This is a genomic window from Microbacterium sp. ER1 (assembly GCF_023383675.1).
Taxonomy (GTDB): Bacteria; Actinomycetota; Actinomycetes; order Actinomycetales; family Microbacteriaceae; genus Microbacterium.
Map to the genome: position 1 here is coordinate 13,519 of NZ_QCXO01000004.1, position 14,105 is coordinate 27,623.

Here is a 14,105-nt window from a genome sequence, read left to right on the forward strand (position 1 = left end):
ATAGCGAGGCCTTGACGGGTTTATCGACAGTCGTTATGTTAACGAAAGTCGATAAACCCTGACTCTCAGGAGGAGCTCATGCTCGCCACGGAAAGACGCCCTTCGCTCGCCGACGGCATCGCGCTCGGGCTCATCGCCACCGGTGCGGTCAGCGTCGGGATCGGCGCCATCGTCGCCGTCGCCCAGGCCGCCGGTGCCCTGTTCTCCCCCTCGCCCACGGTCGCGATGCCGGTGCACGACGTCGACCTCTCCGCCCTCGACGGCGTGGCCGGTGTCGAAGGCGCCACCGTCGACTCCGCCCTCGTCACGCTCACCGCGCCGCCGACGAGCGCCCGCTGGCTGCTGCTGCTCGAGACGGCGCTCCCCGCGCTCGCCACCGTGGCGCTGTGCGCGGTGGTCTGGTGGCTCGGCGTCTCCCTCATCCGCTCCCGCCCGTTCCGCGCCTCCCTCGGGTGGATGTTCGCCGTCGCCGCCTGCCTGCTGATGGCGGGCACCCTGTTCGGGCAGCTCGCCGGCGGCATCGGGCGGGCCGAGATCGTGAAGGATCTCGCCGCGACCGACCCCGCGGTCGAGGACGTGCTGTGGACGCTGCTCATGGAGTTCGATCTCGCACCCGTGGGGTGGGCGTTCGCCCTGGCTCTCGTGGCAGGCGTCTTCACCATCGGCCGCCGTCTGCAGCGCGACACGGAGGGACTGGTCTGATGGCCGCCGTCACCGCCACCCGCTCCGAGCGGGCCGATGCGATCACCGTCATCCTCTATGCGGCGGCGGCCCTCGTTACCGTCGGCCTCGCGACGACGCTCCGCGTGGGCAGCACCTTCCGGGACGCCGGGATCGCGTGGACGATCCCCATCGACGAACAGCCGATCTCGGCGACCATAGACTCCGGGCAGATCTCGATCGAGGGCATCGCGCAGAGGGCGATGATCTTCGCGACGGGAGTGAACGGCGTGTCGATCGCCGCCATCGTCGCCGCCATCGCGCTGTGGGCTCTCGCCGCCGTCGCCGTCATCGGCGCGGTCACGCTCGTCGCCTGGAACTTCCTCCGCGGCCGGTTCTTCGTGGCGGGCAATGCACGCGCCTTCGACGTGATCGGCTGGACACTGGTGCTCGCGCCGATGGCGATCGTGATGCTCGAGACGATGGGACGCAACGGCGTGACCGCGGCGCTCGGCATCGGCGACGGAGAACCCGTGCACCCGATCGAATTCTGGACGATCGCGCCGATCTTCGCCACCGGAGTCACCGTCGGCCTCATCGCCGTCGCCTTCCGTCGCGGCATCCGGTTGCAACAGGAGAAGGTCGTGCTGGAGAAGGAGACGGAGGGACTGGTCTGATGATCTCGTTCGGCTCGGAGGCCGTCTGGCCGTCTCTGCTCAACATCGGGATCGCACTCGCGGTCTGTGCGGCCGTCGTCGCCCTCGTCGTCTGGAACAGCCGCCGCCGTGGCAGCCGCACGGTCGCCCTCGACGCGGCTCTCACGCTGTCCGGATGGTGGATCACGCTCTCCGCACTCGGGGCGGTGGTCATCGTCGTCAAGGCGTTCGCGGTGGACTGGGCGGAGCTGCACGGCCGGACGATCGTCTTCCTCGACTGGCCCTCGAGCCTCCCGTGCTCGGAGTACGGCGACAGCACGACGACCATGCTCACCTGCAGCGGCACGGAGCTGTCGGACTTCACGGTGGGCCACGCGTCGCTCGGGCTGCGCCTCCTCGCCGTGGCCGCACAGCTCAGCACGCTCGCCCTCACGACGATCCCCGCGGTGGTCCTCGCGCTCATCTGCTTCCACACCCTTCGCGGTCGCGCGTTCTCCCGCACCGTGACCCGCGCGCTCGTCGGGGGTGCGATCGCGTTCGGGGTGCTGGGCGTCCTCTCCGATCTCCTGAGCGGCATCGCCGCCACCACCGGACTGCGGGAGGCCCTGCCCGCGGACAGCACCTGGTATCCGCAGACCTACTGGCTCACCGTCACCCCGCTGCCGTTCGCCGCGGCGCTCGGCCTCCTCGCCCTCGCCGCGGTGTTCCGTCAGGGCATGCGCGTCGAGCAGGAGCGGGCCGCCCTGGAACGCGAGACGGAGGGCCTGGTGTGAGCCCGGCGGAGAGCGACGACGAGTTCACGGGCATCCACTGCCGTCTGGACGAGCTGCTGGCGGCCCGCGGGATGACGCTGACGGAGCTGAGCGCCGCCGTCGGCGTCAGCATCGTGAACCTGTCGGTGCTGAAGAACGACCGCGCCCGCGCGATCCGCTACTCCACGCTGCGGGCCATCTGCGAGGCGCTCGACTGCGAGGTCGGCGACCTCCTCGTCCTCGCCGATCGCTGACTTCTGCCGGCCCACCCCCTTCCGCGCGCCCCGGCCCCTTGCGGACGCACGCAAAGGGCCGGGACGCACGAAGAGGGGTGGGTCGGCGGGAGGGCGAGCACGGTCACGCGCTGGATTGCAAGCCCCTTCTATGAGTCGGCTGTGAGTGGATAGCGTCGTCGCATGATCAGCACCCGCATCCCCTCGCGTCGCGGCCTCCGCCTCCGCCTCCTGGCGATCGTCCCGGCCGCTGCCCTCGCCTTCTCCCTCGCCGCCTGCGCGGGAGAGAGCCGCCCCTCGGTCGACGAGGTCGCCGACGGCATCCAGAAGGTCTTCGAGGGCACCCCGCAGGAGGAGGCCATGACCGACGACGCCGCCACCTGCCTGGCCGAAGCCCTGGTCGACTCCGACCTCAGCGACGAGACGCTCGGCTACATCGCCGACGGCGAGGACAAGCAGCGGGACGAGGCCGACAAGGCCCTCACGACCCAGATCATCCAGGACAACCTCCAGGACTGCGTCACGCCCTGAGGGCGGCACGCAGCGAAGGATGACGGCCTGGGAGGGCGGCCGTCATCCTTCGTCATATCCGCCCAGGGAATTCTCAGGCTCTCCTAGCGTTGAGCCTCATGGCGTGCACCCGGCGCGCCGCGATTCTGGAGTCCCCACCTCAATGAGCACCACCGCACGCGCCCAGAAGGCGCCAGACACCCGCGGGCCGGTCCGGAAGCTGCTGACCTCGTTCGGCTTCCAGATCATCGCCGCCCTCGTCCTCGGCATCGCCGCCGGTCTGATCGGCCGTCAGCTCGGCGCCACGGCCGAGAACCCGACCGCCCTGTCGGCGACCCTCGACACGATCGGCAGCTCGTACGTCACGCTGCTCCGCGCGGCTGTCGTCCCGTTGATCTTCACCGCGATCGTCGCGAGCATCTCGAACCTCCGCCGCGTGCAGAACGCCGCCCGCCTCGCCGGGCAGACGATCCTCTGGTTCGCGATCACCGCCTTCATCGCGGTCATCATCGGCATCGTCCTCGGCCTCGTGATCCAGCCGGGCAGCCGCGCCGGCGAGGGCCTGGAGCCGGGCGAGCCGTACACGGTCGGCACCTGGTGGAACTTCCTCCTCGGCCTCATCCCGCAGAACTTCCTCGGCCTGACCGTCAGCACCTCCCCCGGAGCCACCGAGGGCGCGTTCACCTCGAGCGTCGGCTTCAACATCCTCCAGGTGATCGTGGTCGCGGCCGTCGTCGGCATCGCGGCGCTCAAGGCCGGCAAGAAGGCGGAGCCGTTCCTCGTCTTCACCGAGTCCCTGCTCAAGGTCATCCAGCGCGTGCTGTGGTGGATCATCCGCATCGCCCCGCTCGGCACATTCGGCCTCATCGGCTCCGCCGTCATCAAGTACGGCTGGGAGAAGCTGGCGTCGCTCGGCTGGTTCGCGGCCGCGGTCTACATCGGCCTCGCGCTCGTGCTGTTCGTCGTGTACCCCATCCTGGTGCGCACGCACGGCCTCTCCATCAAGCAGTACTTCTCGGGTGTGTGGCCGGCGGTGCAGCTCGCCTTCGTGAGCCGCTCCTCCATCGGCACGCTCCCGCTCACGGAGCGCGTGACCGAGCGCAACCTCGGTGTGCCCCGCTCCTACGCCTCGTTCGCCGTGCCGCTGGGCGCGACGACGAAGATGGACGGCTGCGCCGCGATCTACCCGGCCATCGCCGCGATCTTCGTCGCGCAGTTCTTCGGCATCGAGCTGAACTTCGTGCAGTACCTGCTGATCGTGATCGTCTCGGTCGTCGGTTCCGCCGCCACCGCCGGCACCACGGGCGCGGTCGTCATGCTCACGCTGACGCTGTCCACCCTGGGTCTGCCGCTCGAGGGCGTCGGCCTGCTGCTCGCGATCGACCCGATCCTCGACATGGGCCGCACGGCGGTTAACGTCGCCGGTCAGGCGCTCGTCCCCGCGATCGTCGCGAAGCGTGAGGGCATCCTCGACGAGGAGCTCTACAACGCCCCGCGCGAGGGCCTGCCCTTCGCCGACGACTCCGGCGACGACGCTCCCGAGGCCGACGCCGCCTCCACCCCGGAGCCCGCCGGCGCCCGCTGACCCGGTCTCTCGACGAGCGCCCCACCTTCCTCTCGAAGGTGGGGCGCTCTTTTCACCCACTTCCCCTGTCGACCCACCCCTTTGCGTGCGCCCCGGCCCTTTACGCACGGGCGGAAAGGGGTGGGTCGACCGGAACGGGGTGGGTCGGCGGGAAGGAGGGGTCAGTTGCGGCTCAGGGGGCGGGTCGCGCCGCGGGTGTCGAGCGCCAGCTCCTCGGCGTCCATGGCGGCCAGCAGCTCCCGCATGACCTCCTCGTCGAGCTCGCCGGCGTCCCGCTCCGCGACGAGGATCTCCCGCCGCACCTGCAGCCATCCCTTGGTCAGCGCGACGAGGTCGTCATAGGAGGGGCGGGCGACGGTGTCCTCGACCTGCTGTGCGTCGTCGGTGTCCTTCTCCACCCGGGTCATGCGCTTGGTGAAGGCATCGAACATGCCGAGGTCGACCTCGCCGTGCTTCTGCTCCCACTCCCGGCGCTTCTCAGCGAGGTACGCCTTGCCGGCCTCGCGGCTCTTGGCCTTGACCATCTCCAGCGCCGCGACGTCTTCCTCGTGCTCCTCGTCCCCGGCGATTTCCAGACGCCGGATGAGCAGCGGCAGCGTGAGCCCCTGCAGCAGGAGCGTGCCGACGGTGACGATGAAGGCTACGACGACGATGGCGTGCGAGGCCTCGGTGTCGAGCCCGGCCAGATCGGCGGCGGCCACCGCGATCGCCAGGGTCACCACGCCGCGCATACCCGCCCAGGAGATGACGGCGTTGTCCTTCCAGGTGAGCCGCAGCCCGGCCATGCGTTCCCGCACGATCTGCGTCCGCAGCTCATCCGTGCTCTGGTCGCGCCACCGCCGGGACCGCCGTCGCCGTTCGTCGAACTCCCCGGATGCGATGCCGCGATCCATGCGGGCGAGCCGGCGGCGGTCCTGGAAGTTCGACCACGCGCTGATCGGGTAGATGTAGAGCGGCCGCACGACGAGCACCACAAGCAGCACGGCGCCGGAGAGCAGGAGGATGTGCCCCACCGACTCGCTGCCGAGGTCGCTGAGCACCCGCGGGAACTGGAGGCCGATGTAGGCGAACACGAAGCTCTCCAGCAGCAGGTCGGCCGACAGCCACAGCGGCGCCTCCTGCTGCCGGGTCGTGTAGTCGGTGCGCGGGGCGTTGAAGCCGACGAACAGTCCCATGGCCACGACCGCGAGGACGCCGGAGCCGAGCAGGTGCTCCGCGATGTTGTACGCGCCGAACGGGGCGAGCAGACCGAAGGTGCCGATAACCACCGGGTCGCCGATGCGCATGCGGAGTTGATGCAGGACGATCCCGAAGACGAGCCCGATGCCCACCCCCACGCCGACCGCGAGGAGGAACTGCCCGATGCCTCCCCAGATCGACACCGTCGCCCCAGCGAGGATGGCCGCGAACACCCGGTAGAGCGTGAGCGAGGTCGCGTCGTTGATGAGACTCTCCCCGGACAGCACCGTCATGATGCGGCGAGGTAGACCGAGACGACGGCCGATCGCCGCCGCCGACACCGCGTCCGGCGGGGCGACGATGGCGCCCAGCAGCAGCGCGCCGGGCAGCGTGAGCGACGGCAGGATCCACCAGGCCACGAGTCCGACGGCGAACGCGGTGAGCAGCACGAGCCAGATCCCGAGGCGGCGGATCTGCGGCAGGCTGCGCTTGAACCCGACGAACGACACGTCGAGGGCAGCGGAATACAGCAACGGAGGCAGGACGAGCCCGAGCAGCAGGTGCCCGTCGATCTCCAGCTCCGGCACGAACGGCAGGAACGAGGCGGCGAGCGCCACGACGGTCACGAGCAGCGGGGCCGGCCACCCCCGCGATCGCGCGACGGCCGCCACGGCGACAGCTCCGACGAGGACGTAGAAGATCCCGGCTTCCATGCGGAAAGCGTAGCGGCGTCGTCGGCGCCCCCTGTCCGCCGGTCGTCAGTCGCGGGCGGAGCGCTCGCGTTCCGGCGCCTCCGCGTCGAGAGCCTCCCGGAGGCCCGCGTTCTCATCCTGCAGGTCGAGGACCCGCGCGATCCCGGCGATGTTGATGCCGTCGCCGCGGAGCTCGGCCGCGCGACGCAGGCGGGTGATGTCATCGTCGCTGTACCGGCGCGTGCCGCCGTCGCTCCGGGCGGGCGCGAGGAGGCCCTTGCTCTCGAAGAGCCGGATCGTCGCCTCGGGCAGGTCGACGAGCTGCGCGGCCACGGCGATGCCGTAGAGCGGGGTGCGCGAGTCGCGTGCGGTCATGAATGTCCTCGTCTCCGGATCGGGGTTGCGAAGATTCCTGCGTGTGTTCTATAACAAATCTATACCTCAGGTGCAGATAATCTGCACACCACCTCAGCCCTTGCAGGGCCGCACGAAAGGAGACACCTCATGGCACTGACCTTCGATCCCTTCAGCCAGCTCGACCGCTTCGCCGCGAGCGTCCTGGACTCCGTGCGCGCGCCCCGGTCGATGCCGGTGGACCTGTACCGCGACGGGGACCGCTACATCCTGCACGCCGACCTCCCCGGCGCCGACCCCGGCTCCATCGACGTCGACCTCGACGGCGGGCAGCTCACGATCCGCGCACAGCGCACGGCCGACACCCGCGAAGGCGTGCGCTGGCTCGCCCGTGAGCGCGGCGCCGGATCGTTCCTGCGCCAGTTCTCGCTCGGCGACGGAGTGGACCTCGACAACATCAGCGCCTCGTACGAGAGCGGTGTCCTGTCGGTCGTGATCCCCGTCAGCGAACGGGCGAAGCCGCGCAAGATCGTCGTCGAATCCGGCGAACAGCGCCAGGCGATCGACGCCTGATCACCCGGGGGCGGTGCTGCGGCACCGCCCCCACCGCTCTCCTCCTCTTCTCACGGAAAGGACGAAACATGGCACTCTCCCCGACCCTCGACCGCTTCCTCGCCGAGATGGAGTACCCCGCGACCCGCGACGACCTCCTGCGCGAAGCCGCGCGGGAGGGACTGCCGAACCACGACCGTGCGGCGCTGCACGACCTGCCGGAACAGAGCTTCAGCGCCGCCTGGCTCATCCGCTATCGCCTCGCCAGGAACGCGCTCGCCGACGCGCTCACCCCCGCCTCGCGCCTCGCCGCGTAGGGAATGCCGGAGCGGCCGCCGAGGTTGCATCTGGAGATGAACGACGTCGCCCTCTCCGTCCTCGACCTCGTGCCGGTCCGCTCCGGCCAGACCAGTGCCGAGGCCATCACCGCCTCCCTCTCCCTCGCCGCGACCGCCGACCGGCTCGGCTATCGCCGGTACTGGTTCGCCGAGCACCACAACATGCCCGCGGTCGCGTCGACCACGCCGCCGGTCCTCATCGCGGCCGCCGCCACGCGCACCTCGCGCATCCGCCTCGGCTCCGGCGGCGTGATGCTGCCGAACCATGCGCCCCTGATCGTCGCCGAGCAGTTCGCCGCCCTCGAGGCCATCGCCCCCGGCCGCATCGACCTGGGCCTGGGCCGCGCGCCCGGCAGCGACCCCGTGATCACTCAGCTTCTCCGCGGGTCAGGGACCACCAGCGACGTGGAGCAGTTCCCCCGCCACGTGCAGGACATCGCGGCGCTCTTCACCGCCGACGGCGCCACGGTGCGCTTCACCTCCGGCGGGGAGTACACCGTGCGGGCGACCCCCGCCGCGACCGGGGTGCCCGAGGTGTGGCTGCTGGGGTCGAGCGACTACTCCGCGCAGCTCGCCGCCTCCCTCGGCCTGCCGTACGTGTTCGCGAACCACTTCTCCGGACAGGGCCTGGAACGCGCCCTCGACCTCTACCGCACGAACTACCGTCCGAGCGAGGAGCACCCGGAGCCGCGGACCTTCCTCACCGTGAACGCCGTCGCCGCCCCGACCGCAGAGGAGGCGGAGGCCCGTGCCCTGCCGCAGCTGCGGATGATGGCGCGACTCCGACTCAACCAGCCGCTCGTCGCGCTCGAGACCGTCGAGCAGGCCCTCGCCGCGGAGCACGACGCCGCGACCGATCAGGTGGTCGAGGCCGCGCGGTCGCGGTGGTTCGTCGGCACCGGGGAGTCCGTCGCCGCTGAGGTGCGCTCCTTCGCGTCGACCTACGGGGTGGACGAGGTCATGCTCTCCCCCGTCGCCGGGGCCTATGACGCGGAGCCGAAGGACTCGGCCGCGGGGCGCGCGCAGACGCTGGAGCTCGTCGCGGGGGCGTGAGTCGCGTCGCGGGACGGGGGAGTTTCGTCGCGGGATCGATAACGCTCCCCCACGAGGCCCGGGCGGCGCCTTTCTGATCCCGCGTCCGGTCGGTCCCGCGTCCGGTTGCTTCCGCGTCCGGTTCCTTCCGCCCTGCGGGATCGATAACGCTCCCCTGCGCGCTTCCCGCAGCACCTTTCTGATCCCGCGTCTGGTCGGTCACTTGGTGCGGGATCGATAACGCTCCCCTGCGCACCTCCCGCAGCGCCTTCCTGATCCCGCGTCCGGTCGGTCACTTGGTGCGCGATCGATAACGCTCCCCTGAGCGCTTCCCGCGGCACCTTTCTGATCCCGCGGGCCGGCCGTCGTCGTCGCGCCACCCCGTGCGAGCGGGAATCGGGGCCCCGGCAGGTCCCGCAACGCGCTCTTCGCTCCGTCCGGGAGCCTCTCGCTGTCTCGGCATGCGGGACGGGAAACGTGCCTTCAGCGGTCGCTGGAGGGACACTTCTGATCCGGCGCGATGAAGAGACCTCTGCCACAATCGCAGGTCGATTCGAATTGTCCACAAGAGCCGGGCGGAGGATGATCGACCGCCCGGACGCCGACCCTGCACGGACAGCATGGACGCATGCGACACCGGATCCCTCTCCCGCCTGACCTCGGCCCTCATTTCGCCGTCCGTGACGCCGCGGCCATCGGGGTCGGGCGGAAGAGATACTCCAGCCGAGACCTCGCGCGGCCGTTCGCCGGAGTGCGGTCGGCGAACGAACCCGCCACGTTCGACGATCGAGTCGCCGCGTACCTTCCGCGCCTCCGTGAAGGCCAGGCATTCGCCGGACGCACGGCCCTCCGGCTGTGGGGGATTCCCGCGCCCGTCCGATGGTCGCCCGATGAGCCCCTCGACGTCGCCGTGCACACCGGGACCTCACCGCCAAGGACGGTCGGCGTCCGAGGGCGCCGCATCGCCCCGGGACGGGCGGACACATGGCACATCCACGGAGTTCCGACGGTCGATCCGGTCAGCGCACTGTTCCTCTGCGCGCGGGAGTTCGTGTTCACGCCGATCGTCGTGGCGCTCGATGCGCTGGTCGCATCGTCAGATGTCTATCCGGGGCTGCGGATGGGCCGGCCGGTCGCGACCATCGAGAGCATCGATCGACAGCTGACGCGATGGGGGCGGTTCCCCGGGTGCGGTCGCATACGCGATGGGCTGGCATTCGCACGACCGGGCGTCGAGTCGCCGAAGGAGACCGAGACCCGGCTGCTCCTCACGAGCTTCGACCTCCCGGAGCCCGCGATCCAGCACATCGTCTCCGTGGACGGACGCTTCCTCGCCCGGGTCGACCTCGCCTACCCCGAATGCCGCATCGCCATCGAGTACGAAGGCGACGGCCATCGGACGGACCGTGACCAATGGCGGATCGACATCCAGCGTCAGCGCGACCTCGAAGATCACGGATGGCTCGTGATCCGCGTCACCGAGCTCGATCTGCGCGACGGTGGCGCCGCCCTCGCCGCCCGTGTGCGTCGCGCACTCATGGTTCGCCACGGCATCCGGGGTTGAGGCGTGCTCATGGATGGGCGTTCGGTCCTCTCCGCGATGAGGGGGCTGGCTCCGGATGTCAGGGAGGCGTAGCCTCGGCGGCAGAGAGAGGGGTTCGACGATGAGCACCAAGACACTCGCACTCTGGGTCGCGTACGGGACGAACGGGGTGGTGGGGAGCATCCGCCACGATGAGAACGGCTATGTGGTGACCATGGCGGGAGCGGACGCGGCGGCCGGGACCTATCCCAGCCTCGCCTCCGCGAAGGGCGCGCTGCACGCCCGTATGCTGCCGGGCAGCGCCTGGCCGCGGTTCCAGGAGCACTGACCCGCTCCTCGTCGTGCGGGATCGAAACAGCACCTCCCGAGCCGGTACGAGGTGCGATTCTGATCCCGCGATACCTGCGGCTGTGGGGGATCGCGGCGGCGGGGTGCACCGGTTGGAAAACGGGCGCAGATCGTTCGGCGAACGTGCGTTATCGATCCCGCCAACTGGGGGCGCGGCATGCCGGATCGAAATCGGGCGCGGGCCGGTACGGGAACGTGCGTTATCGATCCCGAACGCAGGAGGCACGCGCGGGCGGGCGGCGTCAGGACTCGGGTTCGCCGGAGAGGATGCCGCGGAGCCAGTCGCGGGCCTCGATGAAGATCTCGTCGGAGTAGCGGTCGGGATACTGCACGATCTGCCGGTCAGCACGCGGGTACGACCCGAGGAACACCACACGGGGGCTGAAGCGGCGGATCCCGAGCAGCGCGTCGGCCATCCGCTCGTGCTCGATGTGACCGTCCGCGTCGATCACGAACCGGTACCGGCCGAGCTCGTCGCCGATGGGCCGGGACTCGATGAGAGAGAGGTTGATGCCGCGCGTCGAGAACTGCTCCAGCATCTCGAGGAGAGAACCAGGGTGGTCATGCGGGAGCTCGACGATCAGCGAGGTCTTGTCGGCACCGGTCGGCGCGGGCGAACGCGTGGTGCGGGTGACGAGGACGAACCGGGTCACGGCCGCCGCGTTGTCGCCGATACCCTCGGCGAGCACATCCACGTCATAGTGCTGCACGATGCCGGGAGCGGCGATCGCGGCCTGCGCGGGCGAGGTGCCGTCGAGGACGCCGATGGCCGAGGCCACGTTGCTCGCCGCCGGCACATGCGAGTGGGTCGGGAGGTGTTCGCCGAGCCAGCCGTGACACTGCGCGTAGGCGACGGGGTGCGCGGCGATGACCTCGACCTGGTCGAGAGTGGTGCCGCGCGGCGCGACGAGGACGAAGTTCACCCGCACGAGGTACTCGCCGATGATCCGGAGCCCCGGCAGAGTCGCCAGCGCGTCCTGCGTGGTCGAGACCCCGCCCTCGATGGAGTTCTCGATCGCGATCATGGCCGCGTCGCTGCGCCCTTCGAGGACGTCCGCGAGCGCCTCGCCCACGTTGTGCACCGGTCGCCAGTCCTGTCCCCTGGCCTCGGCCACCTGGTCGAGCGCTGCCTCCGTGAAGGTTCCGGCTGGTCCGAGATAGCTGTAGGTGCGGCGTGCAGTCACGGCGTTCAGCCTATCCCTCGGTGACTCATGGGGTTCCCGCGTGTCAAGGCGGATGCGCGTATCGGCTGCACGGGGCAGACTGAGAGCATGAGCAGCCGTGCCGGCCTCCCCGCGGAGGAAAGTGACCTGATCGACGTCGACGAGCTGATCGCCGCCTACTACGACCGCGTGCCGAATCCGGATGTCGCGAGCGAGCGGGTCGTGTTCGGCACCAGCGGGCACCGCGGCTCGTCGCTCACGAAGAGCTTCAACGAGAACCACATCCTCGCGACGACGCAGGCCATCGTCGACTACCGCGCCGCGCAGGGCATCACCGGTCCGCTCTTCCTGGGGCGCGACACCCACGCGCTGTCCCTCCCGGCGGAGCGCAGCGCCATCGAGGTCCTGCTCGCGAACGGCGTGGATGTGCGCGTCGACGCCCGGGACTCGTGGGTGCCGACCCCCGCGCTGAGCCACGCGATCCTCACGTACAACCGCGACCGCGCCGCCGATGACCCGGGCCGCGCGGACGGCATCGTCGTGACCCCCTCGCACAACCCGCCGCGCGACGGCGGCTTCAAGTACAACCCGCCCCACGGCGGTCCCGCCGACACCGATGCGACCGGCTGGATCGCCGACCGCGCGAATCAGCTCATCGCGGGCGGCCTGACCGAGGTGCGCCGCGAGCGCTTCGCCGACGTGGACTGGGACGCGATCACCGGATACGACTTCCGCGACGCCTATGTGCGCGACCTCCCGTCGATCATCGACATCGAGGCGATCCGCCGCGCCGGCGTGCGCATCGGCGCGGACCCGCTGGGCGGCGCGTCGGTGGAGTATTGGTCGCTGATCGCCGAGATGCACGACCTCGATCTCACGGTCGTCAACCCCGAGGTCGACCCCACGTGGCGCTTCATGACTCTGGACTGGGACGAGAAGATCCGGATGGATCCGTCGTCCCCGTCGGCCATGGCATCGCTCGTGGCGAAGAAGGGCGACTACGACATCCTCACCGGGAACGACGCCGACGCGGACCGGCACGGCATCGTCACCCCCGACGCCGGGCTCATGAACCCGAACCACTTCCTCGCCGTCGCCATCGACTACCTCTTCTCGCACCGGGAGCACTGGCCGCGCGAGGCCGCCGTCGGAAAGACGCTCGTGTCGTCGATGATCATCGATCGCGTGGCCGAGTCGCTCGGGCGGCGTCTGCTGGAGGTTCCGGTGGGCTTCAAGTGGTTCGTGCCCGGACTGCTCGACGGCTCGGTGGCGTTCGGCGGCGAGGAGTCGGCGGGGGCCTCGTTCCTGCGCCACGACGGCTCCGTGTGGTCGACCGACAAGGACGGCATCCTCCTCTGCCTGCTCGCGGCCGAGATCCTCGCGGTGACCGGCAAGACCCCGTCGCAGCGCTACGCGGAGCTGGAGGACGCCTTCGGCGCTTCCGCCTACCAGCGCGTCGACGCCCCCGCGACCCCTGAGCAGAAGGCGACGCTCGGCAAGCTCGCCCCGGAGTCGGTGACCGCGACCACCCTCGCTGGCGAGGACATCATCGCGAAGCTCTCGCACGCCCCCGGCAACGGTGCGGCGATCGGCGGCCTCAAGGTGCAGACTCCGCACGCGTGGTTCGCCGCGCGCCCGTCCGGAACCGAAGACGTCTACAAGCTCTACGCCGAGAGCCTGCGCGGTCCCGAGCACCTCGCGGAGGTGCAGGCCGAGGCCCGCGCCGTGGTTTCCGCCGCCCTCGGCGACTGATCCTCCCTCCCCCGGCGCCGCGTCCGCGCGTGCTCCGGGATCGAAACCGCTCCCCTCGGCCACCGCCGGGGGGAGTTTTCGGTCCCGCCCTGCAGGCGCCGGCGAGGGACCTTGGTGATCCGCTCCACCCCGGGGCCGCGCGGACGAGCCCGTGGCGGGATCGGAAACGGGCCCGCCAGGCATCGGGGAGGGACGTTGTTGATCCCGTCACCCCGGGGCCGGGCGGGAACGGACGCGAAAAGCCCGTGGCGGGATCGGAAACGGGCCTGGCACGGACTGGAGAGGGGCTTTCTTGATCCCGCTAGCCGGGGAGCGACGGGAGGGGACGCGCAAAGCCCGGGCGGGATCGAAAGCGGGCACGGCAGGCACTGGGGAGGGACGTTATCGATCCAGCCGCACCCGGGCGACGATTCCGCTCCCGGGACTTGCTGACAATGGGACAGTCGTACGGTGCACCACCCGGTGCGGGATCAAGAACGATCCTCGTCAGAGTTTCGCAGGAGCATTTTTCATCCCGCGCGCCGGACCGTCGGCTTCCGTGCATGCTCGGGCGATGAGGCCCCTCCTGTTGTCGCGGGTCGGGCCGTCGGCGCCGGCCCGCCCGCCGGTCCTCTTGCGGGATCGAAAACGGGCTCGTCGGGGGTCCCGAACGGGCCTTTTCGATCCCGCTCCGCCGACCGCCCCTGCTGCGGGATCGAAAACGGGCCCGGGGGACGCTGGGGAGGGGCCGTTTTGATCCCGCATGCGGGCGGGGGC

At 70.3% G+C, this 14,105-nt stretch carries 15 protein-coding genes; 12 read left to right on the forward strand and 3 right to left on the reverse strand.

Going from position 1 to position 14,105, the window contains the following annotated elements; genetic code table 11:
* Nucleotides 1–78: 78 nt before the first annotated feature.
* From BV453_RS00330 to BV453_RS00355, 6 genes are all read left to right on the forward strand, one after another.
* Nucleotides 79–702: a hypothetical protein gene (locus BV453_RS00330; protein ID WP_085605977.1), complete on the forward strand. Its 624-nt coding sequence runs from the start codon at nt 79–81 to the stop codon at nt 700–702.
* A complete protein-coding gene (locus BV453_RS00335; protein ID WP_025105477.1) occupies nt 702–1,337 on the forward strand; it encodes a hypothetical protein in 636 nt (211 codons plus the stop codon). The genes BV453_RS00330 and BV453_RS00335 overlap by 1 nt, the downstream gene beginning before the upstream one ends.
* Complete coding sequence (locus BV453_RS00340; RefSeq protein ID WP_249520578.1) at nt 1,337–2,089, forward strand: hypothetical protein; 753 nt, start codon at nt 1,337–1,339, stop codon at nt 2,087–2,089. The genes BV453_RS00335 and BV453_RS00340 overlap by 1 nt, the downstream gene beginning before the upstream one ends.
* The gene (locus BV453_RS00345; RefSeq protein WP_060922489.1) at nt 2,086–2,322 is read left to right on the forward strand and encodes a helix-turn-helix transcriptional regulator; all 237 of its coding nucleotides are present in this window, start codon (nt 2,086–2,088) and stop codon (nt 2,320–2,322) included. Before BV453_RS00340 ends, BV453_RS00345 begins: the two co-directional genes overlap by 4 nt.
* A gap of 162 nt (nt 2,323–2,484) precedes the next feature.
* Entirely contained in the window at nt 2,485–2,832 is a 348-nt protein-coding gene (locus tag BV453_RS00350; protein ID WP_249520579.1) for a hypothetical protein, read from the forward strand.
* 142 nt (nt 2,833–2,974) lie between these two features.
* On the forward strand, nt 2,975–4,396 hold the full coding sequence (locus BV453_RS00355) for a dicarboxylate/amino acid:cation symporter (RefSeq protein ID WP_174235396.1): 1,422 nt from the start codon (nt 2,975–2,977) through the stop codon (nt 4,394–4,396).
* A 161-nt stretch (nt 4,397–4,557) separates the two neighbouring features.
* Here BV453_RS00355 and BV453_RS00360 read toward each other — a convergent pair whose 3' ends face one another.
* Nucleotides 4,558–6,288, reverse strand: coding sequence for a sodium:proton antiporter (locus BV453_RS00360; RefSeq protein ID WP_249520580.1), 1,731 nt, complete (start codon nt 6,286–6,288; stop codon nt 4,558–4,560).
* A gap of 45 nt (nt 6,289–6,333) precedes the next feature.
* Nucleotides 6,334–6,642, reverse strand: a complete 309-nt coding sequence (locus BV453_RS00365; RefSeq protein ID WP_025105471.1) for a MerR family transcriptional regulator — start codon at nt 6,640–6,642, stop codon at nt 6,334–6,336.
* A gap of 129 nt (nt 6,643–6,771) precedes the next feature.
* Between BV453_RS00365 and BV453_RS00370 the strand changes: the two genes are divergently transcribed.
* The 5 genes from BV453_RS00370 to BV453_RS00390 all read left to right on the forward strand — a co-directional run bounded on the left by BV453_RS00370 (nt 6,772) and on the right by BV453_RS00390 (nt 10,414).
* Nucleotides 6,772–7,194 carry an Hsp20/alpha crystallin family protein gene (locus BV453_RS00370; protein ID WP_025105470.1) on the forward strand — a complete coding sequence of 141 codons (423 nt, stop codon included), beginning with the start codon at nt 6,772–6,774 and terminating at the stop codon, nt 7,192–7,194.
* Between the two features lie 68 nt (nt 7,195–7,262).
* Nucleotides 7,263–7,490 carry a DUF2795 domain-containing protein gene (locus tag BV453_RS00375; protein WP_025105469.1) on the forward strand — a complete coding sequence of 76 codons (228 nt, stop codon included), beginning with the start codon at nt 7,263–7,265 and terminating at the stop codon, nt 7,488–7,490.
* Nucleotides 7,491–7,526: 36 nt separating this feature from the next.
* A complete protein-coding gene (locus tag BV453_RS00380; protein WP_025105468.1) occupies nt 7,527–8,564 on the forward strand; it encodes an LLM class flavin-dependent oxidoreductase in 1,038 nt (345 codons plus the stop codon).
* A gap of 607 nt (nt 8,565–9,171) precedes the next feature.
* Entirely contained in the window at nt 9,172–10,107 is a 936-nt protein-coding gene (locus tag BV453_RS00385; protein ID WP_126894382.1) for a hypothetical protein, read from the forward strand.
* A 100-nt stretch (nt 10,108–10,207) separates the two neighbouring features.
* Nucleotides 10,208–10,414, forward strand: coding sequence for a hypothetical protein (locus BV453_RS00390; protein ID WP_025105466.1), 207 nt, complete (start codon nt 10,208–10,210; stop codon nt 10,412–10,414).
* A gap of 262 nt (nt 10,415–10,676) precedes the next feature.
* On the opposite strand, the gene pheA is transcribed toward BV453_RS00390, so the two are convergent.
* Nucleotides 10,677–11,627, reverse strand: coding sequence for a prephenate dehydratase (pheA, locus tag BV453_RS00395; protein ID WP_029990079.1), 951 nt, complete (start codon nt 11,625–11,627; stop codon nt 10,677–10,679).
* 78 nt (nt 11,628–11,705) lie between these two features.
* Here pheA and pgm point away from each other — a divergent pair, with 78 nt between their 5' ends.
* Nucleotides 11,706–13,349, forward strand: a complete 1,644-nt coding sequence (pgm, locus tag BV453_RS00400) for a phosphoglucomutase (alpha-D-glucose-1,6-bisphosphate-dependent) (protein ID WP_126894381.1) — start codon at nt 11,706–11,708, stop codon at nt 13,347–13,349.
* Nucleotides 13,350–14,105 lie beyond the last annotated feature (756 nt).

Bases quoted from the DNA above. Each gene is read 5' to 3' on its own strand.
- BV453_RS00340 (WP_249520578.1), top strand. From the start codon at position 1,337: ATGATCTCGTTCGGCTCGGAGGCCGTCTGGCCGTCTCTGCTCAACATC.
- BV453_RS00380 (WP_025105468.1), top strand. From the start codon at position 7,527: ATGAACGACGTCGCCCTCTCCGTCCTCGACCTCGTGCCGGTCCGCTCC.
- BV453_RS00350 (WP_249520579.1), top strand. From the start codon at position 2,485: ATGATCAGCACCCGCATCCCCTCGCGTCGCGGCCTCCGCCTCCGCCTC.
- BV453_RS00390 (WP_025105466.1), top strand. From the start codon at position 10,208: ATGAGCACCAAGACACTCGCACTCTGGGTCGCGTACGGGACGAACGGG.
- BV453_RS00385 (WP_126894382.1), top strand. From the start codon at position 9,172: ATGCGACACCGGATCCCTCTCCCGCCTGACCTCGGCCCTCATTTCGCC.
- BV453_RS00330 (WP_085605977.1), top strand. From the start codon at position 79: ATGCTCGCCACGGAAAGACGCCCTTCGCTCGCCGACGGCATCGCGCTC.
- BV453_RS00370 (WP_025105470.1), top strand. From the start codon at position 6,772: ATGGCACTGACCTTCGATCCCTTCAGCCAGCTCGACCGCTTCGCCGCG.
- BV453_RS00355 (WP_174235396.1), top strand. From the start codon at position 2,975: ATGAGCACCACCGCACGCGCCCAGAAGGCGCCAGACACCCGCGGGCCG.
- BV453_RS00360 (WP_249520580.1), bottom strand. From the start codon at position 6,288: ATGGAAGCCGGGATCTTCTACGTCCTCGTCGGAGCTGTCGCCGTGGCG.
- BV453_RS00375 (WP_025105469.1), top strand. From the start codon at position 7,263: ATGGCACTCTCCCCGACCCTCGACCGCTTCCTCGCCGAGATGGAGTAC.
- BV453_RS00335 (WP_025105477.1), top strand. From the start codon at position 702: ATGGCCGCCGTCACCGCCACCCGCTCCGAGCGGGCCGATGCGATCACC.
- BV453_RS00365 (WP_025105471.1), bottom strand. From the start codon at position 6,642: ATGACCGCACGCGACTCGCGCACCCCGCTCTACGGCATCGCCGTGGCC.
- pgm (WP_126894381.1), top strand. From the start codon at position 11,706: ATGAGCAGCCGTGCCGGCCTCCCCGCGGAGGAAAGTGACCTGATCGAC.